This is a genomic window from Collinsella sp. AM12-1, from assembly GCF_003472325.1.
Lineage (GTDB): Bacteria > Actinomycetota > Coriobacteriia > Coriobacteriales > Coriobacteriaceae > Collinsella.
In genome coordinates this window covers 155,608-181,514 of the sequence record NZ_QRLS01000001.1, presented here as the reverse complement: position 1 = coordinate 181,514, position 25,907 = coordinate 155,608, and the positions used below count along the sequence as shown (strand labels likewise).

Below are 25,907 nucleotides of genomic sequence, written 5' to 3'. Positions count from 1 at the left end.
CCGTTAGTCTTATCGACCGAATTGCAACAAGGAAACAACTTCGTATGTCATCGCGCGTGAAGCAACTCAGAAAACAGTTAGCCGTCGCCGCCATTTCGGTGATCATGGCGTGCGTTGCTTTAGGCTCGGCAACATATGCGTGGTTCGCATTCAATAACACCGTCTCCGCCAGAACGGCAACCGTGACGGCCATGGCCAATGGCATGACGCTGCAAATTGTTGCGGGCACAACGCCCGATCACGGCAAAGACAACGACACGGTTGCGTTCGATAGTACGACCGCCCATGAAATCAGCCCTTCCTCGACCGATGACGCCAAAACGTGGTTCGTTCCCGCGTCGTGGGGCGATGGAGCCTTGGTTACGTCGTACCAGCTCGCCAATGGGCTCGACGCGGCAACGGGCCAATATGCCGTAGGCGGCAAGACCTTTTACGCATATAACGTAAGCACCTATACGGTTTACACCGTGCGTGACACGGGTATTGCCGATGTGTATTTGGACGGTTCGGCGGATGAGGGTGCTGTTTCCGTAACCTCGAATGGGCAGCCGCTGAGCGATAAGGTTGCGCGCAGCATGCGCATTGGCATTTCGACGGTTGACGCTCAGGGCAACGAGACGTTGAAAGTTGTCTATGCTCCAAGCGAGCCTGCCGGGTCGGGCAACGATGCGTACTCGAGGCAGAATGGCATCGCGGGTTGGACGGCGGTTGCTGACGCTTCGAGTACAAAGGTTGTAACGTATAAGCATTTGTTCGGCACGACGTATGTTGACCAAAATGGCGGTAACTGGGCTGCGACAAAAAACGGCAAAAACTTCGATGCACCCGTGGATAATCCAGCGGCGCTTGCCACGCATGTTGACTACAATGGCGTAATTTTGAAGGTCTATATTTGGCTCGAGGGCACCGACGCCGATTGCGTTAATACGGCTGCGAGTGCTGTCGACGAGGGTCTTTCCTACGACGTAACCCTGCGAATGGTTGGCACGAATTCGCAATAAAGCTACGGCTTTCGTTAACGGCACGAACATGAAGATCATCATCTGGATGGAAGGCATCGACTCCGACTGTCAAAACTGGTCCAGCAGGACAAGAACACCACTGCTCCGACCTTCGACGTAACGGTCAGCCTGGTTGGCATCGTGCCGGACGGTAAATAGAATTGAGTTGGATTTAATTCATAAATTAGGTCTGTCCTAAGGGCCCGCTTCGAAGGAAGTGGGCCCTTTTCGTGCGGCGCGATCGTCGCGTAGGCGATAATATGGGGAACTGTTCTTTCTGGAGGTTCCTTATGGACGGCATCGCTTCTAGTGTTCCGCTGATTGCTCGGCCGAGTTTCGACCGCGCTTGCGGCTTTGTGCCGTCCGAATATGTCCAGGCCTGGGAGTGGTTTTTGCGCGAGGAGCGGCGTGGCGGCCTGTGGGACAAGCTTCCGCATCGCACCAATGCCGATAGCCCTCAATATCCCTTCCGTCTGACGATTGATTCCGAACTCTTTCCGGTGTCGCGCGATTCGGGCATCTTTTGGCCTGGTCGCGGGCGCGTTAAGCATCCGCGCGAGAAGACCTTTGCCCTTTCGGTGCACAATTCCAAGCGCGGCGCCTACCCCGATGTTCCGCCGCTCTATCTTGAGGACGGCACGTGGGTGCTCAAGTACTCGTCGCAAAGTGCTTCGGTCGAAAACTGGCGCGACCAGGACTACAACCAAAAGATGATCAACTGCATGGAATGCGGCGTTCCCGTTGGCGTGTTCTTTGCAACGAGCGCTGGCTACAAGGTGCTGGGCCTAGCGTTCGTTGAGCGTTACGAGCCCGAGAATAGCTGGTTTGTGCTGCATGGCCCCGTCCATAAGGGTGGACCCGACGCGCGTTTCTTCCCCGATATGAGCTACATGAAGGAGGCTCCGATCTCGGCGGAGTTTTCCGGCACTTCGGCGAGCGACGATGAAAAGGTTCGCTACGCGCTGCGTCGCGAGCGAATCGGCCAGCAGCGCTTTCGCACTCAGCTCTTTGAGGCCTATACCGGTCGATGCGCCGTCTCGGGTTGCAACGTCAACGAAGCGCTCGAAGCTGCACATATCGAGAATTACTCGGGTCCCAAATCTCAGGTTGTCAGCAACGGTATCCTGCTGCGCCGCGATCTGCACTCGCTCTTCGACGCTCATCTGGTTTCGTTTGAGTTGGTGCGCGGCGATTATCAGCTTTGCGGGTCGTACCTTCTGCAGCATACGGACTATGCCGCGTTTGCAGGGTCGGTATTGCGCGAGCCGGATGAGCATCGCCTGCGCCCCAATGCCCGATTCCTCGAAGCCCACCGCGCCGAGTTCGATTTCTCGGAATCGCGACGTCGGGCGGAGAAGGTCGCTTTGTATTAACCGAGCCACCGTCTACTGCTCTGATCATGTCGATTGATCGGATCGCAGCGGACCGCCACCCGAATCCGCGCGATCCTGCCATCCTCTCCTCAACGGTTAAAACGGGAAGGGGGGGGCCATGGGATGGCGAAGCGATATCGCGCGCGGCGCATATGGAAACTTACCGCGAGCGTTAATGGACCGGAGCCTGTTCCCGCTCGTTGAGGCCACTTGCTGTCAAATCTGCTTGCCTTGCCCTCGCTGTGGCGCAGACCTCCCATGCCTAGACATCAGCTTCATCGACGCCCGCGACAAACACGCTACCGAGCTGCGGGCTCGAACAGGCCTGCGCCTTCCAGTCTATCCTCAACAATGCCCAACCTGCGGATGCACCATTACTTATGACGAGGCGGATGTCTAGTTGCCTGCTGATGAGCGAGGACTTTTGGACGATTGAAAATTGAGCGTGGATTATCGGACGATTTTGGGCTGAAAAGCTGTCAAAAACGGGAGATTATCCACGCTCGAGCGAAGCCGTCGGGTGCTCAGGCAACTCAGCCACCTGCGCATACTCGATTTCCGAGGATATCTGGACTCGATTTTCGAGTTTTGCCTTACAGGTAAATTCCCTCGAACAGGCTCCTGTGGAACTGGGTGTGGTGGTCGCGTGCCCAGGTGAAGAGCGCCTGGTCAAAGTTGCTCTGACTGGTGGGGATGCCGTAGACGCCGGCGACATCCACGCGCACGAACTCCAGCGCGGGCAGCTTGTTGATGGCCGTGAGCGCAAACGGCGACGTGGGCTCCTCGAACAGGTAATGGCTGCCTTGCAGCGCGCCGCAGCCGGTGCAGGTGCTGACGAGCGATACGGTCTTAGTGGTGCGCGACGTTGTGGGCTTGTAGCCGCAGCGCTCGCGCAGGTAGTCGCGGATCTCGGCCGGCACGCAGCCCAGCGCGGGGACGATGGCTATGGCGTTGGCGTGGGCGGTGTCGATCGCGATGTGACCCGTGCCGTCTATGGAGGGCGCGGTGCTGGACGCAGCCTTGCTGCCCGAGCCATCGGCCGCCCGATACGGAATGCCAAAGGCCGCGACCGCCGTCTGCTCGTGGCACTTCCAACATTCGCGCTTGCCCAGCACCAGATAGATGTAGGGCGCGCTGGGGTCGGAGCGATCCACGCCGGGCAGCCACGCGGCAAAGGGCTCGGGGTTGACGCCGTCGGGCACGTACCAGATCTTCTTGACCCGGTCCCACTTGGCGCCCAGGGCCTTGGCCTCGTCTTTGTGCGAAAAGGGAACATCGAGCTCGGTGCGCATGGCGGCTCCTTTGTGCGGCTTGTGGTGCATGTGCTCCAAGGATACCCCAGCGACGGGTGTGTGGTCGCTATACGAGCACTTCGACCGCCCGAGAAGTCGCGGAGCATTTTGGCGAGGGCGCGCCGTCAAGCAAATGGGCAAGCAAATGGTCAGATTTTGGTCAGTTGAGCGGCAACCTTGCCAAGAGCTTGACGGATTTGCAGCTAGACGTCGACGAATGAACACTTTGGTTGCGCCGCGGCAAAAAACTGCTGGTCGTTTGCCGAAAACTCGCCAGGACCGCCAGCGGCCGCCGACGCGCGTGCTATCTTCGCGCCATGGGTTACTTTATCGTTTCACATAACGCTGCGTTGGCGCTTTTGGCGCACCTGCCGAACCCTCGTTTTGGGGATTCGGAACCAGAGGTCGTGTCGATTGCAGGTGCCTGTGCGCTGTTGGACCAAGAGGCGCAGGACTTTATCGATCGCTATGATCTGGGGACCCAAACGCTGGATTTGCTGGTGCCATCGCGTGCCGACCGTCGGCAGAGCAAGCATGTTAAGACGCACCTGTGCACCAACGAGCTCCCGGCGGGCTCGTTTATCTCGCTGGGCCACTGGATGGGCGGCCTGGATGCGTATGTGTGCTCCCCCGAGCTGGCGTTTGTGCAGGTTGCGCACGACAGCTCTGCGGCCGAGGCCATCTATGCCGGCTATGCCGTGACATCGAACTACCGGTTGGATAACCTTGCTCCCGGTGGGGTGACAAGCAGGGATGGGGGCATGCGCGATGGCAGGCTCACGACGAAGGAGCTCATTGCGGCGTATATCGAGGCGTCCCCAAAGGTAAGGGGTCTCGCGAAGGCAAAGGCGCTGCTTGCGTATGTGATCGAGGGATCGCGCTCTCCGAGGGAGTCGGGGCTGTGCATGTTTATGTCGCTGCCTGCGCGCTACGGCGGGTATGCATTGGGCAAGGCCGAGCTCAACAAGAAGGCTTTCATTCGCGATGGACTCAACGATGGGCGCGAGCGCAAACTGCGCGTGTTGGAGCGCACGCCCGACATTACGCTTACGGCTAAAGTCGAGGTGGGCAGGGATAAAGTAAAGGCCGGGCTGCTGCCAGAGGTGCTGACCGCGATGGTCGACTACGACAGCGATGCCATTCATGACGGCCGCGAGAAGATCCACAAGGATGCCGAGCGCCGCAACGAGTTGGAACTGCTTGAGGGAGTAGCGTATTTTACGGTGACAACCGACCAAGCAAATGACTACGACAAGCTCGTTCGGCTGTGCGAACGCATCCGACGGAAGCTGCATCGGAATAAGCGCCCCATCTTTAACAAGGCGATGAGTGCAGAGCAGCGATATTTTGCCCATGCGCGTGCCGAAACGAAGCGATTTTGGCTCTGGCAAGCCGTTATCGATGCGCATCAGTATTGGTAGGGGCGGTAACAGGGGGTTAGAATTAGCGGCCATATATCCAGGTTTAATACTTTTCCCGAGAAGTGAACGAGTCAGAATGGACCCCCGAAACATCGACACTTTTAGGGGCTTGTTTCCTGCGGTTTTGCTGCTGGAATCCTGCGGTTTTAACGTCAAAAAGTGTGGATGCTCCGGGGGTCCAAATAAGCTCGTTCACTTCTCGGGAAAAGTATTAAACCTCACTTTATAGGGGGTTATTTATATATGGCTGCGAGACCCAACCGCGCCTGATCGGGGCAATCACCGGGGCTGTTTGGGCGCTTTGGGTGCCGTGGCATCCTCTGGGCTTGGTCGCCGTAAAACAAAACAGCTCAGAGGCGAAGCCTCTGAGCTGCGAACATTTGGTGGGCGTTAGAAGATTTGAACTTCTGACCTCTTCCGTGTCAGGGAAGCGCTCTCCCCCTGAGCTAAACGCCCGATCAAGGGTGCGCGAGTGCGCACGGAATAATATAACGGAGCTCCCACCCAGTGGCAAGAACTATTTTTTAAAAAGCGGCGATTTGCGACCCTCTCCGTCTCGATGCGGCGCGAACAGCACACGAAAAGTCGCGTTTGTACCCCCGATGAACTGCACGTTCGCGTAAAATAACTCCATTATGGGCAAATGATGTCCAGGCGGTTTACAACACGGCATCTGGGGGAGGGGCATGTCGGACGCGCGTTCGCTGCAAAAACAGTTCAATCGCATGCTCGCCACGTTGCTGGTGGCGCTTGCTGCTGCCGGAGCCGTAACGTATGCCTGGTACATCTATAACGCCAACCGCCACATAACCGACGTCAAGATGGCGGCGGGCACGGGCGTGACCTTCCTTATCTCCAACGAGTACGACGGCGAATACAAAACCAACGCCGGCCTGAGCTTTACGGGTCTGCTCGATCCCGTCTCGACCGACAACGTGCTCAACGGCTTTCAAAAGGTAACGGGCTTTACCGGTGGAACCACCCAGGACTCGCTCTTTGCCAACATGTTTGGTGCCGCCGAGCATTCCGACTACTACAAGACTTCCCTGTACCTGGCCACCAACTCGGCCGCGACCGACGTGTACCTGTCGGGCATCGACTTTACCGAGCAGGATCCGGCAAACCCCATCTCCACCGCCCTGCGCGTGGGACTGGTTACCTATGCGTCAGGGCAGGGCGATACCGTGACGGGCCAGTACGTCTTTGAGGTCTCGGGCGAGCACAATCCCCAGGCGCGCTACAACACGCTCGACGGCAAGGATGCCGGCGAGAGCGAGCAGAACCACCTGGTGCTCGACAGCACCCGCTCCGATGGCGCCACGGTTCATTTTGACCAGCTGACCAGCGCTAACTTCTGCGACTATAACGAAGACACCGGTGTCGTGAGCCTCAAGGAGGCCACGACCAAGATCTGCAGCCTGCCCGCCGCTGCCGAGGGCGCCAACCGCAGCACGCCCGTGCGCGTGGATGTGTACGTGTGGCTGGAAGGCTGTGACCCCGACTGCACCAACAACCTGGCCGCCACCAGCCTGCAATCGCTGGCGCTGCGCTTTGCCGGCAAGCGTTCGTAAGGGGGCTGGACATGAGTGCTTCGAACATCAAAGACATCCTAAACTCGCGCCGTCGCATGGTTGCTGCGGCTGCATGGATGTTGGTGCTGGTGGCAGCCCTGAGCGCGGCCACTTACGCTTGGTTTAGCAACTCGCGCTATACCAACGTGACGCCCGTGGCGCACACGGTAAGCGACGAGGGCTCCGACCTGCAGATTGGCCTTTCGGCCAACGGGCCCTGGGACACGACGGCAACGCTTGCCGCCGCCGACAAGACACTCTATCCCATCTCGACGGCAGACCTTTCCCGCTTTTGGCGCGGCACGTTCCAAAACGCCGCCGGCGTTACGACCGACTACGCCGACTGCACCGCGCAGCTGGACGACTACGCCCTTTCGGGCACGCTGTACCTTAAGGGCAGCGATAGCGCGCTCAACGTGTACCTGTATCAGGGCCAGATGAGCGTGACGAGCGATCCGCAGCTGCTGGCCGCGCTGCGCCTGGGTCTGGTCATTACGACCCAGTCGGGCACGCAGACGCATATCTTTACCTGCGATGACCTGGGCAACACCGCAGGCGCCACCAGTAGGCGCACCACCGCGCAAGACGGCGTGGTTGCGGCAGCCGGCGCCTCGGGCTGGATCTACACCGCCGATCCCGCACGCGCCATAAGCGCCTACAGCATGGACGGCACCGGCGACACGCCCACGGCGCGCGCAGGCGTCACGCCCATCTGCACGCTGGCCGCCAACGAGGTGGCAAGCGTTCGCTACGTTGTGTACATGGAAGGCTGCGACGCCAATTGCATCGACGAGGCCCAGGCCCGCGATGTGGTGCTGCAGCTTGCTTTTGCCGCGGCCAAGGCATAAGGGGGCGAATCGTCATGGAAGATAAGCAGCACATGCCAGCAGATAGCCGCGAGACCAAAACCGAGGGCACGAGCCCCGCGGTCCCCTCCAGCGCGGTCGCCGAGCGCACACGCCCTGAGGGCGCCGTCGCCCGCCGCTACGCCCGCCGCGCGCGTGCCTACATCGCACTCGTTATGGTGGCGCTCGCCGCCACTTTGGGCGCCGCGACCTACGCCTGGTTTACCAGCAACATGAAGGTCAACACCAACTCGGTGAGCGTGCACAGCGACACGTCCAAGCTGGCGCTGGAGTTGGGCGATGCCGATCGCGGCAGCTGGTCGCAGCAGGGCGATGCGTCTCTGGCCTCCACCGCGAGCGGGGCCGCGACGCTCTACCCGGTCTCGACCTTTGACCTCAACGGCTTTGCTGCCTGCGCGCAAAACAATTCGGCCGGCGATGCCACGGTATTTGAGCAGGCAAAAGACAACGGCTCCACCTACTATCACGGCTGGATCGACCTGCGTCCCACCATTACGGGCACGGGCGCCAGCAAAGTAAAGGGTAAGGTCAGCTTGTATCTGGCCGAACCGCTGGTCCCGCAGGACGCCAACGCCGAGCTGCTGCGTGCAGCCCGCGTAGGCATTAAGATCTCGAGCGGCAGCCAGGTGCTTGCCGCCAACATCTTTGAGCTCGACAGTTCCGACAGCGGCCATCGCGGCGAGCATCCCACGACCGCGCCTGCGGGCCTGGCGGGCTACGCCGATGGCATGCTGCTGGGCTGGCAAAACGGCCAGCTCGCTTGCGGTGCCAACGTGACGCAGGACCCGGCCGCCTTTACCCTGGACGCCGGCGAGACGGCCGAGCGCCCGCAAAACTCGCTCACCACGCTGGCGCTGGGCCAGACCTATCGTCTGGATATCTATTACTACATCGAGGGCACCGACCCCGATAGCGCCGACTACCTGCATCAAGACCCGGGCACCCTGCACCTGGCGCTCTTTGCGACCCTGGACGGTGAGGCATAATGGCACGTGTTACGCCAGGCGATCGCCGACCGACCACCGGCGACCGCCGCTCAGCCACCGTCGGCGCACCCCGGCCCGCCACCGCCGCCGCGCCCACCGATATCGACCTGCGCCGCAAGCTCACCACCACCGTGGTGCTGGTGCTGTTTGCGCTGGTGGCGATAGCCATGGCAACGTTCGCCTGGTTCTCCATCGCCGATAGCGCCAAGACCCGCATGCTCATGATCGACGCCAATGCCGACGGCTCGCTGCGCTTTGACCTGGACGAGCGTGCCACGTTCGACGAATACGTGCACAGCCTGGGCTTCGATCAGATCTCGGAGCGCATCGCCAGCGAAAAGGGCGTGGACATCGATGCGTCCAAGCTCAAGCCCGTCACCACGAGCGACTATCAGACCTTTACCTTCGAAGACGGTTCCACTGCCGATCCCGCCACCGGTGCCTACCTGGAGTTCACGCTGCACTTTATGAGCAGTACGGACCTGCGCGTTCGCCTGACCGGGCAGGATGGCGACGGCGGCGCGTCCGGCACGCGGTTTAGCTCCGACACGCAGGGCATGGCCAGCGCCATGCGCATGAGCTTTACCGCCGACGGCCACACCTGGGTCTACAACCCCAATGGGGGCGGGGGTTCGTCCGGCGCGGCTGCCGTCTTTGGGCTCGGCTCGGGCGAGGCGACCGCTGCCAGCGACATGTTCGACCTGATAAAAGAAACGGACAAGCCGGTAACCGTTCGCATATGGCTCGAGGGAACGGACCCAAATTGCACTAATATGCTAAAGGGGGCTAACTATTCGGTTTCGATGCGCTTCGAGGGCATCGAGGAACAGTAGATATGCACGGCGGCCACCGGGCCGCGCACGACCTAGTCAGACACGGTAGTAAGGGACATCATGCAATCTGTTAAAAAAGCCGCATCCATCGCACTGAGCGTCGTCATGTGGATCATCATCTTGGTAGCGGCCCTGTACGCGTTCACCACGCTCGCCACGCGCGAGGACGGCAGCGTCTCGGACATCGCCGGCTTCACCCCGCTCGCCGTGCAGTCCGACTCCATGGCGCCCACGTTTAACAAGGGCGACCTCATCGTCATCCAAAAGTGCGACACCTCTAAGCTCGAGGTGGGCGACATCGTGACGTTCCACACCATCATCGACAACGAGTACGCGCTCAACACGCACCGCATCGCCGCCATCGACGAGGTCAACGGCATGCGCAGCTTTACCACCAAGGGCGATAACAACGACGTGGCCGATACGCACATCATCAGCGACGGAGACATCGTTGGTAAGTACCTGTTCGCGTTGCCGCAGATGGGCAAGGTCATGGACTTCCTGTCCAGCTCCATGGGCTTCCTCATCGTGATTGTCCTGCCCATGCTGCTGTTCTTTATCTACCAGGTGTATCACCTTATCGTGGTGGGCATGAACCTTAAGCGCGCCATGGCCGAGGAAGACCGCCTGGCCGCCGCGGCTGCCATCGTGGATGCCGAGGGCAAGGGTGACACCGCCACCGTTGCCGCCGATAACGCCGCCGAGCAGCTCGCCCAGGCCGAGGCCAAGCTCGAGGAAGCCCGTCGTCTGAAGGCCGAGGCCGAGGCGGCGATGAACGCGACCAAGCAGGAGGATACCGACGGTGAGTGAGTTTCTGGGATTTGCCTGGGAGCTGCTGGCAAAGGTTGTCTACAACGTCGTTGCCGTTGTGAGCTCCATCCTTAACCTGCTGGTGTTTGGCTGGGTTGAGTACTTCAACATCTTTATGACCTACTTCACCACGTTTGACCTGGTGGGCAAGATCGGCGCGGTCATTCTGTTTGCCATGCTCATCGCGGTCCCCGTGCTGATCGTGGCCATCCTGGTCCACCGCTACCGCATCAACCGCCGCCTGCATCGCGACGACACGTCCAACAAGGCGCTCTATCGCGAGATCGGCCGCCTGAACAAGCAGGTGCTCGACCTGATGGACGAGAAGAACAAGCTGCTGGCGCTCAAGGTCAATGCCATGGGCGGTACCAAGCAGATTCCGTACGTGGGCGCCTCGGCCCTGGCCGACGACCACCTGCCGACGGTGGGCAACGTGGTGGGCGCCGCTGCGGGCGCCGGTGCGCCTGCGGGCGAGGGCGCCGCGGCGACGGCCGTCATGTCGGGCAACGCGTCGCTCGCGCTCGATGGCGCGGGCGTCAAGGATGCCGCGGCCGCCATGGCCAAGGCCACCGTCGAGGCCAAGACCCTTGCCGAGGAAAAAGAGATCGCCCAGGCCAACCGCTTTCCCAAGCTGTCCCTCGTGGACCTTAAGTACCGCGACTGGGAGTCGCCGGCCTACGACGATGCCATCTCGCTCGAGGACTTTGTCGACAGCTTCCGCGCGTTTGCATGCAGCCAGATGAAGCTCTACTACACGCCCGAAATCATCCGCCGCTTTGTGGCCGGCATGGCCGCCTCCAAGCTGCTGATCCTGGAGGGCATCTCGGGTACCGGTAAGACGTCGCTGCCCTACAGCTTTAGCCGCTACCTGGACAATCCCGCGACCATCGTGTCGGTACAGCCGAGCTTTCGCGACCGCACCGAGGTGCTGGGCTACTTTAACGAGTTTTCCAAGCGCTTTAACGAGACCGAGTTCCTGCGCGCCGTGTACGAGGCAGGCCTTCGCCAGGACCCGTCCATGATCGTGCTCGACGAGATGAACCTCGCCCGCGTGGAGTACTACTTTGCCGAGATCCTGTCGGTGCTCGAGATGCCCAGCCACGACGAGTGGGTGCTCGACCTGGTGCCCACCCAGTGGGCCGCCGATCCCAGGGGTCTGCACGACGGCAAGCTCACCATTCCCGACAGCCTGTGGTTTATCGGCACGGCCAACAACGACGACTCCACCTTTACCATCACGGACAAGGTGTACGACCGTGCGATCCCCATCGAGCTCAACGAGCGCGCCGACGCGTTTGAATGCGAGCCGCACGAGCGCGTGCACGTGACGGCCGACCACCTGCAGTATCTGTTCCAAAAGGCCAAGGTCGAGTACGTGATCGACGAGGAGCTGCTCCAGAAGATGCACAAGCTGGATCAGTACCTGCAGACCCGCTTTAAGCTGGCCTTTGGTAACCGTATCATCAAGCAGATGTACGACTTTATCCCCGTGTACGTGGCGTGCGGCGGCACCGAGCTGGGCGGCATGGACTACATCATCGCCCGCAAGGTGCTCAAGAAGTTTGAGTCCATGAACGTGAGCTTTGTGCGCGACGAGATGAGGGGCCTGATCGAGTACATCGAGAAGACCTTTGGCGAGGGCGGCCTGCCCGATTCCGTCATGTACCTGCAGCGGATCCAGAACTTCTACTAATGGCGTAAGTGCGGGGCGGCGTGATGTCGCCCCGTCCCTTTCCGATCGATCCAACCTATGGAGTAACCCATGTCCGAGACCATTCAGGACCTCTATACCAGCTTCTCTGAGCAGATGGAGCCCATCCAGGAGGACAGCCGCTACTTCCGCTATCTGTTTGAGATGGCGCAGGCATCGGGCACCACGATCGAGCAGCAGCGCGAGGAGCTCGTCAAGGTGGTGGACGAGGAATGGATCAGCATGATCGAGGACTCGCTCGACGCCATCAATACCATTATCGAAAAGCCGCGCCGCTTTATCACCACCGAGGAAGAGGTGGTGCCGGTCTCGCTCGCCAAAAAGATCAGCGCCGACAGCGTCCGTCACCTGAGCCAGAACACGCAGTTCCTGGCGCCGAGCGACGATGGTGGCGTCCATCCCACGCGCATCCTCAACGTCAATACCGTCGAGACCTACGACCTGTACGAGAATCGCTTTATCTACCACCTGATTCAGCGCCTGCTGACGTTTGTGGACAAGCGCACCGACGTGATCTTTTGGTCTACGGGCAACGAGATCCGCAACCGCTTTAAGATGCACAGCAAGATCGACGATGCGTACGAAGAGATCGAGTACAACGTCGAGATGACGGTCAAAAACCGCCAGAGCTTTGCCGAGAACGACGCCGACAACATGGACGTCTTTATGCGCATCGACCGCGTGCGCCGTCTGGTCATGGCGCTGCGTGGCGCGTCGTTCTGCCAGATTATGAACGGTTGCAGTGCGGTCCGCAGCCCCATCCAGCGCACCAACCTCATCATGAAGGACCCCAACTACCGCAAGTGCTACCAGCTGTGGCAGTTTATGGAGCGCTACGACAAGGTGGGCTACAACATCGACGTGCAGCAGCAGTCACTGGCGTTCGATGACGAGTACATGGTGCAGATGTACACCAACCTCATTAACAACTACACCGTCTTTAAGAGCTTGACCGATGACGAGCGCAACCTGCAGGAGCTCGAGAGCGTGCAACACGCGCCGGTGGCGCCCAAGTTTATTAAGGAGATTAAGGAGGAGCAGGTCGATAGCCCCGACCTGCCCGACGTCGAGGTCCGGCGCGTGTTTGTGGAGGAGGTCACGCAGGCCCAGCTCGATGCCGAGCAGGCGCTGGCCGAGGCGCGCGAGCAGATCGAGGAGCTGCAGGGGCAGGTCAAGTCTTGGAAGGTGCAGGCGCACGCGTTGACCGACGAGCGCGATGATTTGGCCGACGAGCTGGACGAGGCCAAGACGCGCGAGCTGGCGCTGACGCAACGCGCGCAGATGGCCGAGGCTGATGTTGAGGAGCTGCAAGGTTCGCTGGAGGATGTCGAGGCGGGCAAGAAGGCTGCCGAGGCCGACGCTGTCGAGGCGCGTGAGACCGCGGCGGCGCAGCTTGAGCAGATGCGCGCCGAGGCCGATGCCGAGGTGGCTGCCGCCCGGGCAGACGCGGACGCCAAGGTTGCTGCCGCCGAGCAGGCGGCTTCCGAGCAGGTCGCGCAGGTTAAGAGCGATACTACTGCGGCCCTGGCCGCCAAGACGGCGGCCGACGCTGCCGAGCTGCAGGCCACCAAGGACACTGCTGCGGCCGAGCTCGCCGCCGTGCGCGAGGCCTCTGCCAAGGAGATGGCCGAGCTGCATGCCAAGTTGGACGCCGCCAAGCTGCAGATTGAGGAAGTGCAGCTGACAGCCGAGCGCGATGCCCGCGCCGCGCAGGAGGCGGCAGACGTCGCCGCGGCCGCAGCGGAGCAGGCGCTTGCCGACACCGTTGCCGCGGCCGATGAGAAGGTTTCCGCCGCTCAGCGGGCGGCAGACGCCGCGATCGATGCCGCCCGTGCAGCCGCCGATTCTGCCGTTGAGCAGGCTGCGGTGGATGCCAACGAGAAGGTCGCCGCCGCCACTGCCGAGCGCGATGCCGCGACGCGTGCTGCCGAGGAGGCCCGTGCCGACGCCGACGCGCGTATCGCCGCCGCCGAGCTTGCGGCGGGGGAGCGTATTGAGCAGGAGCTCGCCGCCGCAAAGGCCGCGCACGAGCGCGAGCTCGAGGCCGCCCGCGCGGAGATGCAGCAGCGCCTGGACTCCCTGACGCACGAGCTGGAGCAGGCCGAACGCGATCGCGCCCGCGCCGAGCGCCGTGCCGAGGGCAACAGCCTGTCGCGCTATCTGCTGGCCCGCCTGCGCGGCGAGGCTGGCGAGGGTGTGACCGCCGCGCCTGACGAGGATGGCGCTTCTGCGGCGGATGCCATCGAGGCCGAGGTCGCTGTCGACCCCGAGACTTCCACAAAGGACGCCGACAAGTGATGAAGCACGTGCTCCGGGTGATCAACGTGCTGGCGACCGTGGTGATCCTGGTCGCCTTTGTGGTGTTGCTGCGCACGGTGTTCACGCCCGCCGGCGAGATTCCCACCATCATGGGCTACGGCTTTATGCGTACGCTGACCGGCTCGATGGAGCCGGCGATTCCCGTGCACTCGTTTATCGTCGTCGATACCGACAACAGCCAGGCCTACCAGGTGGGCGATATCATCACCTTCCATTCGTCCGATGACGTGCTGGAGGGTTCGCTCAACACGCACCGCATCGTATCCGTGCAGGCCGCGTCCGACGGCTCGCCGGTCTACCACACCAAGGGTGACGCCAATCCGGTCGAGGACGCCGCACCCGTGCCCGCCGCCGATGTTGTGGGCCGCGTGGTCTTTGTCTCGGCAGGCCTGGGCGTTGTGGTGTCGCTGCTCACCAATCCGCTGCTGTTCTTTCCGTTTATCGTGGTGCCGTTGATCGCGCTGCTGGTGCTCGAAATTCGCCATATGGTTAAGGCCACGCAAGAGGTGGCGCGTGCCGAGGACGAGGCCGCCCTGCGTGCTGCCGTGGAGCAGATTCGCGAAAAGCGGCGTCGCGAGCAGGAGGGTCAGGACGACGCCAAGGACCCAGGCGATGACGATCGTGCCCAGGATAGTGCGGAAGCCGACCCCGACGTCCTCGACGATTCCAACCGCTCGGCATAGCGCGTCTGTGCCTTTCGTCCCTGCAATTTGGATGCCTATAGATGTTCCGAATCGTCTGCTTTTTCATGCCGATATTCGTGCTACAGTTTGAGCGCTTTGTTGCCAATTGATTTCGGGGGAGTGGAATGGAACAGGAGCGCGCAGCGCAGCACGCACGCGAAAAGGCTTCGGTGCCGATGACGGCGGCGGCCGATTTTGTCGTGCCCGAGGGAACTGACGAGCTGAGCCGCAGCACCCGCCGCGCATGGCGCGACCGCCTCAACGATGCCCAGACGCGCAAGATGGCCCTGGGTACACTCGCCGCGTTTGCCGGCGGTACGTTTTGGGGCTTTTCCGGCACCAGCGCCAGCTACCTCTTTGACGTGTGCCATATCGAGACGTTTTGGCTGATGAGCGTGCGCCAAGTTATCGCTGGCCTGCTCTTTATGTTCGTCGTGCTCAGAAAAGACCGCGACCGCTTGATCAAGCTGTGGACTACCCCTGCCGATCGCAAGCAGCTCATCCTATTTACGATTTTTGGCCTGCTGTTCAACCAGCTTTGCTATCTGTCAGCCGTGCGCCTGACCAACGCGGGCACCGCGACCGTCTTTCAGTGTCTGCAGCTGGTGGTCGTCATGGGGTATGCCTGCGTCACCGCGCATCGACTGCCGCGCACGCGCGAGGCGCTTGGCATTTTGCTCGCCTTAGGCGGAACGTTTTTAATTGCCACGGGCGGCGACCCTAGTACGCTCAGTATCTCGCCAATGGGCCTGCTCGCGGGCCTTTTGTGCGCAGTGGGCGGTGCCTGCATAGCAATCATCCCTGCCGGAATCCTCAACAAATACGGTAGCCCGGTCGTCACGGGCTCGGCCATGCTTTCGGCGGGAATCGTGATGAGTATCTTTACCCAGCCGTGGGCGCATATGCCGGCGCTCGGCCCCTCGGGTGTCGGCGCGCTCGCGATATTTATTGTGGTGGGGTCGTTCTTCGCCTATATGTTCTACATGCAGGGCGTTAAGGAGATTGGCTCGGTGCGCGCGAGCCTCCTTGGAACCATGGAGCCGGTTTCGGCCACCATCACCAGCGCCCTTATGCTGGGAACGGTGTTTTTGCCCACCGACCTGGCGGGCTTTGCCATGATTATCGCGATGGTGTTTTTGACGGTGTAGCTGGCGCCGCCGCCAGGACGGAAAAGGTGTTGTGCCGCATTTTCGCCAATTGATGTCCGTGTCTGGAGTTTAGCTGTCGATGCTCAAAATGCCATAAACTAGTAACGTTATGGACTTTTTCATTGCGACTCAATTGCGAGGATTTCTTTATGGCTGGTAATCACTTTAAGGGCAGCGATAGCGGCCGTCCTGCAGTTCCGCCGCGTCCGAACGGGGCTGGTAAGGCCGGCACGCCGGGCGGCGCTGGACAGGGCGGTTCCGGTAAGCGCGTGTCCCCGGGCGAGACGGCGATGTTTACCGCTCTGTACGAGCAGTCTCAAAAGGCAAAAAAGACCGGCCGTGCAAGAGGGAATGTCTTTGCGGGCGGTGCAACCTCCGCGTCGCAGCCGAGCGGGGCTCCTTCGGTACCTGCGAACAACGCAGGTGCTGCCAACGCCGCAAATGCCGCCGGCAACGTTAATGCCGGCAAGGCCGCCAACAATACTCCCTCTGCCGGTGGCGCGGGGCTTACGGGTAACCTTGGTACGATTTACACCGGTGCCTCCGAGACTGGCACGTTCGCCCGCCTGGATGATAGCGGTGCCGAGTTTGCGGGCTCGGGTTCCAAGGAAGATTATTACGATTTTGGCTTGAACTACGGTAGCGACGCTTCGTCGAGTTCGACCTCTGACGGTCTGGTCCGTCATCGCCATCGCAAGGGCGAGCGCAAAAAGCGTCACACCGGCGCCATTGTTGCCGCTGTGGTCGCGGTGCTTCTCGTTGCGCTTGGCGCAAGCGGCTTTATGCTGCTTAACTCGGCAAAGACCGTAAAGAGCGAAGCGAAGGAGGCTGTCGAGATCGTCGGTGGCCTTAAGGACAAGGTCACGTCGGGCGATTTTTCGACGCTGCCTGACGACGCGAAGAAGATCGATGAGCTCTGCGACAGCATGAAGGCGGAGACCTCGAGCCCGCTGTGGACGGCGGCTTCGTTTATTCCGGTGTATGGCGGCGACATCAATGCGGCCCGCACCATGATCGACGCCCTGTCCGATGTCTCGAGCAACGCGCTGGTTCCCATGGCCGACAACCTTTCGCAGGCCACGCCCGGCAAGTTGTTTCAGGACGGCATGATTAACGTGTCCGCGCTGCAGGCCGTTGCCGATTCGCTTTCCGATAGCTCAAAGGTGTTCAAGAGCGCCAACGAGAAGGTCCAGGGCATTGGCGATACTCATATTTCCCAGGTGACCGAGCTGGTCGATAAGGCCAAGGACGGCTTTGCCACCCTCAACGGCGCGGTTGACGCGGCGGAGAAGGTCGCCCCCGTCCTTCCCCAGATGCTCGGCGCCAACGGCCAGACGCGCAACTACCTTGTGTACGCCATGAACAACGTCGAGATTCGTGCCTGCGGCGGCTTTGGCGGTTCGCAGGGCCTGATTTCGGTCACCGACGGCCAGATGTCGATTGGCGAGTTTGTTCCCCGCATTGGACTCAGCGAGGATGAGGCAGTCGAGAGCGTCGACGAAGAGGATGAGGCGCTGTTCGGCAACCACAGTAACCTGTACAACTCGGGCAATACCTATTCGCCTGATTGGCCCCGCAACTCGCAGCGTGTCGCAGCCCTGTGGAAATCTCAATATGGCCAGGACGTTGACGGCGTCGTGGGTATCGACCCGGTGTTCCTGCGGTATCTGCTGGGCCTGGTCGGTAACGTGTCGCTGCCCGACGGAACGGTTGTCGACGGCACCAACGCCGCAAAGGTCCTCATGCACGATGTGTACTGGAACTATCCGGTCGAGGAGTCGGACGGTATCTTTGCGGCTGTTGCCAGCGCCGCCTTCGACAAGATCCTTGGCGGTATCGGCGATGTCGATGTTACGAAGCTTGTCAGCGCCGTTGAGCGCGGTGCCGAAGAGGGCCGCCTGATCGCGTGGATGAAAAACGATGACGAGCAGAACGCTATCAAGGAGATGAACATCGACGCCTCGCTGCCCGATCCGGATGACCCGAGTGAAGATCCCGTTGCTGGTGTCTACTTTAACAACCTGAGCTTCTCCAAGCTCGACTGGTACCTGAATGCCGATACGCAGATTGGCCAGGGCATCAAGAACGGTGACGGCACATGCTCGTATCGCATCACCGTTACCCTGACGAACATCATGACGCAGGAGGAGGCCGGCAAGCTGCCCGACTACGTCGCGGCGAGCGCGCCTGATGCCGCGCGCGACGACGAACGTCTGAATGTCTCGTTGTTTGCCCCGACGGGCGGCAACATTACTGGCCTGACCGTCGAGGGCACCCAGTTTGGTCTTGGCGCCGCTACGTGGCATGGAATCCCCTTCTATTCGGGCACCGTTGACCTGCATGCTGGCGAGACGACGACGATCACATATACGCTGACCACGTCAGCCGAGGCGGGGGACAAGCCGCTTACGCTGCGTCAGACTCCTACATGCCAGGCGGCTCGCGACAGCGCGTCGGCGTAGGGTTTTTCTGGTAGCGCAGATAATCGAGTACCATTTTGGGGCGGACAGGCAATCTGTTCGCCCCTATTTTGTAAGGAGAGCGCATGAAGTACTTTGGCACCGACGGCTTTCGCGGTGAGGCTAACGTTGGGCTGACGGTAGAGCACGCTTATAGGATTGGCCGTTTTGTGGGCTGGTATTACGGCGCCAACCGCGAGCGCAAGGCGCGCGTCATCGTGGGTAAGGACACGCGTCGCTCGAGTTATATGTTCGAGGCGGCGCTGGTGAGTGGCCTGGTCGCGAGCGGTGCGGACGCCTATATGCTGCACGTGATCCCCACGCCGGGCGTAGCGCATCAGACCGTGGAAGGCTGCTTCGATTGCGGCATCATGATCAGCGCGAGCCACAACCCGTTTTGCGATAACGGCATTAAGCTCGTCAATAGCGACGGTTTTAAGATGGACGAGGACGTACTGGAGCTCATCGAGGACTGCGTCGATGGCAAGAGCGAGGTGCCGCTGGCCACGGGCAACCACATCGGCGCCACGGTGGACTACATGCAGGGCCGCAACCGCTACATTGCCTCGCTCATCGCCAGCGCGAACTTTTCGCTGCAGGGCGTCAAGATCGGCATCGACTGCGCCAACGGCTCGGCGTCCTCGGTGGCCAAGCCGGTGTTCGACGCGCTGGGCGCCGACGTGCGCGTGATCAATGCCGCGCCCGATGGTTTTAACATCAACGTCGACTGCGGCTCCACGCATATGGAGCGTCTGCAGCGCCACGTGGTGGAGCAGGGCCTGGACGTGGGCTTTGCCTATGACGGCGATGCCGACCGCTGCCTGGCCGTGGACGAGCGCGGGCGCGTGGTCGATGGCGACCAGATCCTGTACGTGTGCGGCGTGTACCTGAACAAGCACGGTCGCCTTTCGGGCGGTACCGTGGTTCCGACGATTGCCAGCAACTTTGGCCTGATCAAGTCGTTGGAGCTTGCCGGCCTAAGTGCCGTGACCAGCGGTGTGGGCGACCGTCACGTGTATGCCAAGATGCGCGAGGGCGGTTACAGCCTAGGCGGCGAGCAGACGGGCCATACGATCTTTGGCGATATCGAGCGCACGGGCGACGGCATTATGACCTCGCTGCGCGTGATGGAAGTGATTCGTGCCGAGCGCGAGACGCTCTCGCAGCTCACGGCTCCGTGCAAGCTGCTGCCGCAGGCGCAGGTGGCCGTGCGCGTGGCGGACAAGGACGCCGCGCTCGAGAACATGGGCGTGCAGAACGCCATCGCCGAGGCCGAGGCTGCGCTGGCAGGCGAGGGCCGCGTGCTCGTACGCAAGAGTGGAACCGAGTCGGTTATCCGCGTGCTGGCCGAGGCACCCGACCAAGCATCCGCCGATGCCGCCATGAAGCGCATTGCCAACGCGCTCGAGGCTCTGTAGTTACGCGGTTTTACCAAACCGCGTAACTGCTCGACGCTGCAAACGCCCCTAAGCGGCAATCTGACGTTCAATTTCAAGGGCGCGACCAGAAGGTCAGCGCCCTTTCATTTCACGTCACCTTGCTCGCTTAGGGTCGTTTTCGCTGACGTTGCCAAGACATTGGCGTCAACATAGTTGGCGTTGGCGATGGCGTGCTGGTCAATCCTTACAGCTCGTACAGTGTGGTGAACTTGTCCTGCAGGTAGCTGCAGTAGTAGCGGGCGTCAAAGGCCATGCCGCAGGCGCCCTTGATGAGTTCCGGCGCGTCTTTGGCGCGGCCCCACTGCCAAATGTGCTCGCCCAGCCAGGCGCGGACGGGCGCCAGATCGCCGCTCGCGCAGGCACCGGTAAGGTCGACGCCGTCGCGGCACATGGCCGGCACAAACATGGCATCGTAGGCGCTACCCAGCGCATACGTGGGGAAGTAGCCAAACGAACCGCCGCTCCAATGCGTATCCTGCAGGCAGCCGTGCGTGTCGTCGGGAACGGGAATGCCCAGGTACTCGTCCATAAAGCGGTTCCAAAGCGCGGGGATGTCCTTGGCCGCAGCCTCGCCGGCAAACAGCATACGCTCAATCTGGTAGCGCACCATAATATGCAGCGGATAGGTGAGCTCGTCGGCCTCGGTGCGGATCAACGACGGCTGCGCGATGTTCACGGCGCGGTAGAGCGTGTCTTCGTCGACGTCGCCGTAGACCTCGGGCGCGTGACGACGCAGCACCTCGAGCAGCGGGCCCATAAAGGCGCGGCTGCGACCCACGGTGTTCTCGAAAAAGCGGCTCTGGCTCTCGTGGATGCCCATGGAGGTGCCGCCCTCCAGGCAGGTGCGCGCGTAGGCGGGATTGACGCCCAGCTCGTACATGGTGTGCCCCGCCTCGTGGATGATGCTGTAGACGTTGGAGATGCAGTCGTCCTCGTAGATGTGCGTCGCGATGCGCGCATCACCCACGGCAAAGCCCTCGCTAAACGGATGCTCGGTAAAGGCAAGCGTGGTGTCGTCCAGGTCCAGGCCGACAAGCTTCATAAGGTCGAAGCTCATGGCGCGCTGGGCAGCCTCGGGCACGTGGGCGTGCAAAAAGTCGGCAGCCGGCTGCTGGCCGCGCTCGCCGATGGCGTGCACGAGCGGCACGACCGTGGCCTTGACCTCGTCGCAAAACGCGTCGAAGCTCTTGGCGGAAAGGCCGCGCTCGTACTGGTCGAGCCAAACGTCGTATGGATCGCGCTTGGGGTCCATGAGCTCGGCCTGATGCTTAAGTTGGGCGACGATTCTATCCACATAGGTCTCAAAGCTCGCCCAGTCGTTGGCTGCCTTGGCCTTGCGCCACACGGCGTCCGCCTCGCAGGTGAGCCTGGTCCAGGCCTCGGCTTCTTCGGTGGGGATGGCACTGGCCTCACGTTGATCGCGGCCGAGCACACGGATCTCGTCGAGCAGCTGAGGGTCGTCGATTTTGCCGCCGGCGACGGTCTCGCGCGCTAACGAGCGTACGAGCTCAACGGACTTCTCGCTGGTCAGCAGCTTGTGATGCTCGCCGGCAAGCGTGCCCATGGCGTCGGCACGCGCTGCTGCGCCGTTGGCGGGGGCAATGGTCGCGCCGTCAAACTCGGCAATCTTGAGCAGGTACTCACGAGTCCACAGCTTGCCTTCGAGCTTGCGGAATTTTTTGACGGCCTTATCGACCTTCATGCCTTTGGATGTCTTGCCCGCTGCAGGCTCGGCCTTCTTATCGAGTTTCTTTCCCATACCATATCCTTGATCTCGTGAGCCGAGCGCTTCGGGTGGGCGCGCGGCCAGTTTGCACAGCTACCTGCCTTGTACCCAGTGCGAACAAAACGGAACGCGGCGATGCACACGCAGAATGTGTTATCCTATAGCCCAATGCGTTGACGGAGAGGGTTTTGCCCGCCGCGTCGCCGGCAAGAGAGGGAAGGTCATGGGCTGCGAGCCTTCCTGCGGTGACAAGGGCCAAGCGTTCACTCCCGAGCAGCGACCTCAACGGGCACGCGGCCAGCGGCGGCGAAGCCCCAGTAGGGAAGCCGTGAGCCTCGCGACAAGGGGCACAGAGTGGGCGCGGCGGGCCAGACATCCGCCGGGTCAAACAAGGTGGTACCGCGGAATTCAACCGTCCTTGGGCAATGCACATGCCCGAGGGCGGTTTTTTTGTTACCGAACCGGGCCGCACATCCGCAGCTCCGGGTGGCTCCAGCCGCCGCGGCAAGTGGATGCGCGAGAGACGAAAGGGAAGACATGAGTCTGATTGATGATCTGGTCAAACTCGAGGAAGAGGCCAAGGAGCTCGTCGCAGGCGCCGATGACGCCGCCAAGCTCGAGGCTGCGCGTGTTGAGCTGCTCGGTCGCAAGGGTCGTATCACCGGCTTGATGCGCATGATGGGCAAGCTCGCCCCCGAGGATCGTCCCGTGATGGGCAAGCGCGCCAACGAGATGCGCCAGCTGATCGAGGGCATGCTCGACGAGCGAAACACCGAGATGAAGGCCGCCGCCCTCAAGCGCGCACTCGAGCACGACGCCGTCGACATCACGCTGCCGGGCATCCGTCCGCAGATCGGCCACCAGCACCTGATCAAGCAAATCATCGAGGAGGCCGAGGACATCTTCTGCGGCATCGGCTACACCGTCGAGTCCGGCCCCATGGTCGACACCTCTTACTACAACTTCACCGCGCTCAACGCTCCCATGGATCACCCGAGCCGCTCGGCCCGCGATACCTTCTACGTGGTCGACAACAACCCCGGCAGCGTCGCGCACCCCGAGGCTCACGCCCACGGCGAGTCCGACGTGCTGCTGCGCACCCAGACTTCGGGCGTGCAGATCCACACTATGGAGTCGCAGAAGCCGCCCATCTACATGATCTGCCCGGGCACCGTCTACCGTCCCGACACGGCCGATGCCTGCCACCTGCCGCAGTTCAACCAGATCGAGGGCCTGGTCGTCGACGAGGGCATCACCTTCGGCGACCTGAAGGGCACGCTCGACTACTTTGTTAAGTGCATGTTTGGCGAGGACCGCAAGACGCGCTACCGCCCGCACTTCTTCCCCTTCACCGAGCCTTCCTGCGAGGTGGACGTGAGCTGCCACGTGTGCGGCGGTAAGGGCTGCAACTTCTGCAAGCACAGCGGCTGGATCGAGATCCTGGGCTGCGGCATGGTCGACCCCAACGTCCTCATCAACTGCGGCATCGACCCCGAGAAGTACACCGGCTTCGCCTTTGGCATTGGCGCCGAGCGCGTCGCGGCCCTGCGCTACGACCTGCCCGACCTCAGAACGCTCATGACAGGCGATATGCGCTTCTTAAATCAGTTCTAGGCCCGGCGGCTTTCCCAAGCACCGCACCTTGCCTTTCAATCGTCGGTTGCGTACCTAAGTACGCGGCCCTCCTCTTTCAAGGCAATCTGCGGCACTTGGACAACCCTCGCTTTGTAAGGAATGTTCACAAAGTTGAAGTTTCCACCTGCATCTCTTCGCAGGCTTTCAGTATGAAAGGAGAGCTAGATGCGTGTTTCTTACGACTGGCTCAAGACCATGATCGATATTCCGGAGGATCCCAAGACTCTTTCGGACGAATATATCCGTACCGGCACCGAGGTCGAGGCGATTGACACCGTGGGAGAATCCTTCGACCACGTGGTGACCTCCAAGGTGCTCACCAAGACCCCGCACCCCGATAGCGACCATATGTATGTGTGCTCGGTCGACGTGGGTGACAAGAACCTCGACGCTGACGGCAATCCCGCTCCGCTGCAGATCGTCTGCGGCGCGCAGAACTTCGAGGCCGGCGACCACATCGTCACGGCCATGATCGGCGCAGTTCTGCCCGGCGACGTCAAGATCAAGAAGAGCAAGCTTCGCGGCGTCGTGTCCATGGGCATGAACTGCTCCGCACGCGAGCTCGGCCTGGGCGGCGACCACTCCGGCATTATGATCCTGCCCGAGGATACGCCCTGCGGCATGCCGTTTGCCGAGTATGTGGGCTCGAGCGATACCGTGCTCGACTGCGAGATCACGCCCAACCGCCCCGACTGCCTGTCCATGATCGGCATGGCCCGCGAGACCGGCGCCATTTTCGATCGCGATTTCCACGTTGAGCTGCCCGCCATCAAGGCGGAGACTGGCCGCGCGACCGACGACGAGCTTTCCGTCGAGATTGCCGACGAGGGCCTGTGCGACCGCTATGTCGCCCGCATCGTGCGCAACGTGAAGGTCGGCCCGTCGCCCGACTGGATGGTCAAGCGCCTTAACGCCCTGGGCGTGCGTCCGCACAACAACATCGTCGACATCACCAACTACGTGATGATGCTCACCGGTCAGCCGCTGCACGCCTTTGACCTGGACACCTTTGCCGAGCGCGATGGCCACCGTCGCGTGGTGGTTCGCGCCGCCCAGCAGGATGAGAAATTCACGACGCTCGATGGCGAAGAGCGCGTGCTCGACGCCGGCATGGGCCTTATCACCGACGGCGAGCGCCCCGTGGCGTTGGCCGGCGTTATGGGCGGCATGGATTCCGAGATCGAGGACGACACCGTCGACGTGATGGTCGAGAGCGCCTGCTTCAACGCCGGTCGCACCTCGCACACCAGCCGCGATCTGTCGCTGATCTCCGACGCCTCCATTCGCTTTGAGCGCCAGGTCGACGAGACCGGCTGCGTGGACGTCGCCAATGTGACGTGCGCGCTTATCGAGGAGATCGCCGGCGGCGAGGTCGCCCCCGGCTATGTGGACGTGTTCCCCGCGCCCAAGACCATCGACAGCATTAGGCTGCGCCTGGCCCGCGTGCATGCCATCTGCGGTGCCGACATCGAGCCCGACTTTATCGAGCGTTCGCTCACCCGTCTGGGCTGCACCGTCGAGCGCGACGGCGAGGACTTCATGGTCACGCCGCCGAGCTTCCGTCCCGACCTGCCGCGTGAGATCGACCTGATCGAGGAGGTCCTGCGCCTGTGGGGCATGGGCCGCGTGACGGCGACCATCCCGGCTGCCAAGAACCACATCGGCGGCCTGACCCGCGAGCAGAAGCTCACCCGCAAGGTCGGCGAGATCCTGCGCGCCTGTGGCCTCAACGAGACCACGACCTTTGGCTTTGCCGCCCCGGGCGACCTGGAGAAGATCGGTATGTCCACCGAGGGCCGCGGCTGCCCCGTGGTTCTCATGAACCCGCTGGTGGCCGAGCAGACCGAGATGCGCCGCTCGCTGCTGCCGGGTCTGCTGCAGTCTGTGGCCTACAACGAGGCCCACGGCACGCCTAACGTGCATCTGTACGAGGTCGGCAGCCTGTTCCACGGTCGCGAGAACGCCAGCCTGCCCAAGGAGACCAAGTCCGTGGCGGGTGTGCTCTCGGGCCAGTGGAGCGAGCAGTCCTGGAACATGAAGTACCGCAAGCTGCGCTTCTTCTTTGGCAAGGGCATTGTCGAGGAGCTGCTCGCCCAGCTGCGCATCGAGAAGGTTCGCTTCCGTCCCGTCGAGGGCGAGGGCTACGCTTTCTTGCAGCCGGGTCGTGCGGCCGAGGTTCTGTCCGGCGGAACCGTGCTGGGCTGGGTCGGCGAGATTCACCCCGAGGCGCGCGAGGCGATGGGCATCGATGAGGTCGTCGTTGCCTTTGAGCTCGATTTGGACAAGCTGATCAAGGGCGCCCGCAACCAGGAGAACTATCGCGAGTTCTCGCAGTACCCGGCTGTTGAGCATGACCTTGCCATTGTGGTCGACAACACTGTGACCTGCGAGGATCTTGAGCGTCGCATTACCAGTGCCGGCGGCAAGCTGCTCGAGGGCGTGCGCCTGTTCGATGTCTACCGCGATCCGGTCCGCATCGGTGCGGGCAAGAAGTCCATGGCCTTTGCGCTTACGTATCGCTCCGACGACCACACGCTTACCAGCGAAGAGGTCGAGAAGGCGCACCAGAAGATCGTCACCAAGGTGTGCAAGGGCGTAAACGGCGAGGTCCGCGGCTAGGGCTTGCGATGGGGG

Annotated in this window: 18 protein-coding genes and 1 tRNA gene; 16 read left to right on the top strand and 3 right to left on the bottom strand. The window is 61.7% G+C overall.

All coding sequences use genetic code 11. From position 1 onward, the window contains the following. The first annotated feature begins 44 nt into the window (after positions 1-44). Positions 45-1,001, top strand: coding sequence for a hypothetical protein (locus tag DW136_RS00725; RefSeq protein WP_118288863.1), 957 nt, complete (start codon positions 45-47; stop codon positions 999-1,001). Positions 1,002-1,291: 290 nt separating this feature from the next. Further along, positions 1,292-2,374: an HNH endonuclease gene (locus DW136_RS00720; RefSeq protein ID WP_233546504.1), complete on the top strand. Its 1,083-nt coding sequence runs from the start codon at positions 1,292-1,294 to the stop codon at positions 2,372-2,374. A 593-nt stretch (positions 2,375-2,967) separates the two neighbouring features. On the opposite strand, the gene DW136_RS00715 is transcribed toward DW136_RS00720, so the two are convergent. Then, positions 2,968-3,666, bottom strand: coding sequence for a DUF5710 domain-containing protein (locus DW136_RS00715; protein ID WP_118288861.1), 699 nt, complete (start codon positions 3,664-3,666; stop codon positions 2,968-2,970). 407 nt (positions 3,667-4,073) lie between these two features. On the opposite strand from DW136_RS00715, the gene DW136_RS00710 reads away from it, so the two are divergent. Beyond that, positions 4,074-5,087 (top strand): hypothetical protein, encoded by a 1,014-nt coding sequence (locus tag DW136_RS00710; protein WP_147351623.1) that lies wholly within the window; start codon positions 4,074-4,076, stop codon positions 5,085-5,087. Between the two features lie 381 nt (positions 5,088-5,468). On the opposite strand, the gene DW136_RS00705 is transcribed toward DW136_RS00710, so the two are convergent. Then, positions 5,469-5,543 (bottom strand) — tRNA-Val (locus tag DW136_RS00705). A 230-nt stretch (positions 5,544-5,773) separates the two neighbouring features. Between DW136_RS00705 and DW136_RS00700 the strand changes: the two genes are divergently transcribed. From DW136_RS00700 to glmM, 11 genes are all read left to right on the top strand, one after another. Beyond that, positions 5,774-6,658, top strand: coding sequence for a hypothetical protein (locus tag DW136_RS00700; RefSeq protein WP_118288859.1), 885 nt, complete (start codon positions 5,774-5,776; stop codon positions 6,656-6,658). Between the two features lie 11 nt (positions 6,659-6,669). Beyond that, positions 6,670-7,506, top strand: coding sequence for a hypothetical protein (locus tag DW136_RS00695; RefSeq protein WP_118288858.1), 837 nt, complete (start codon positions 6,670-6,672; stop codon positions 7,504-7,506). 14 nt (positions 7,507-7,520) lie between these two features. After that, positions 7,521-8,510, top strand: coding sequence for a hypothetical protein (locus DW136_RS00690; protein WP_118288857.1), 990 nt, complete (start codon positions 7,521-7,523; stop codon positions 8,508-8,510). Continuing rightward, positions 8,510-9,343, top strand: coding sequence for a hypothetical protein (locus DW136_RS00685; protein WP_118288856.1), 834 nt, complete (start codon positions 8,510-8,512; stop codon positions 9,341-9,343). Before DW136_RS00690 ends, DW136_RS00685 begins: the two co-directional genes overlap by 1 nt. A 60-nt stretch (positions 9,344-9,403) precedes the next feature. Beyond that, positions 9,404-10,153, top strand: a complete 750-nt coding sequence (locus tag DW136_RS00680; RefSeq protein WP_117765496.1) for a signal peptidase I — start codon at positions 9,404-9,406, stop codon at positions 10,151-10,153. Further along, on the top strand, positions 10,146-11,846 hold the full coding sequence (locus DW136_RS00675) for a hypothetical protein (RefSeq protein ID WP_118288855.1): 1,701 nt from the start codon (positions 10,146-10,148) through the stop codon (positions 11,844-11,846). The genes DW136_RS00680 and DW136_RS00675 overlap by 8 nt, the downstream gene beginning before the upstream one ends. Before the next feature lie 69 nt (positions 11,847-11,915). After that, positions 11,916-14,162 (top strand): DUF2357 domain-containing protein, encoded by a 2,247-nt coding sequence (locus DW136_RS00670; RefSeq protein ID WP_118288854.1) that lies wholly within the window; start codon positions 11,916-11,918, stop codon positions 14,160-14,162. Continuing rightward, on the top strand, positions 14,162-14,866 hold the full coding sequence (locus DW136_RS00665) for a signal peptidase I (protein ID WP_118288853.1): 705 nt from the start codon (positions 14,162-14,164) through the stop codon (positions 14,864-14,866). Before DW136_RS00670 ends, DW136_RS00665 begins: the two co-directional genes overlap by 1 nt. A 125-nt stretch (positions 14,867-14,991) precedes the next feature. Then, entirely contained in the window at positions 14,992-16,014 is a 1,023-nt protein-coding gene (locus DW136_RS00660) for a DMT family transporter (RefSeq protein WP_199580124.1), read from the top strand. A 149-nt stretch (positions 16,015-16,163) separates the two neighbouring features. Then, complete coding sequence (locus tag DW136_RS00655; RefSeq protein WP_118288852.1) at positions 16,164-18,476, top strand: DUF4012 domain-containing protein; 2,313 nt, start codon at positions 16,164-16,166, stop codon at positions 18,474-18,476. 83 nt (positions 18,477-18,559) lie between these two features. Next, the gene (glmM, locus tag DW136_RS00650; RefSeq protein ID WP_118288851.1) at positions 18,560-19,891 is read left to right on the top strand and encodes a phosphoglucosamine mutase; all 1,332 of its coding nucleotides are present in this window, start codon (positions 18,560-18,562) and stop codon (positions 19,889-19,891) included. 205 nt (positions 19,892-20,096) lie between these two features. On the opposite strand, the gene DW136_RS00645 is transcribed toward glmM, so the two are convergent. Then, positions 20,097-21,671 (bottom strand): carboxypeptidase M32, encoded by a 1,575-nt coding sequence (locus DW136_RS00645; RefSeq protein WP_117583829.1) that lies wholly within the window; start codon positions 21,669-21,671, stop codon positions 20,097-20,099. A gap of 504 nt (positions 21,672-22,175) precedes the next feature. Here DW136_RS00645 and pheS point away from each other — a divergent pair. Continuing rightward, positions 22,176-23,252, top strand: coding sequence for a phenylalanine--tRNA ligase subunit alpha (pheS, locus tag DW136_RS00640; RefSeq protein ID WP_055250566.1), 1,077 nt, complete (start codon positions 22,176-22,178; stop codon positions 23,250-23,252). Between the two features lie 186 nt (positions 23,253-23,438). Continuing rightward, positions 23,439-25,892, top strand: coding sequence for a phenylalanine--tRNA ligase subunit beta (gene pheT / locus DW136_RS00635; RefSeq protein WP_118288850.1), 2,454 nt, complete (start codon positions 23,439-23,441; stop codon positions 25,890-25,892). The last annotated feature ends 15 nt before the right edge of the window (positions 25,893-25,907 follow it).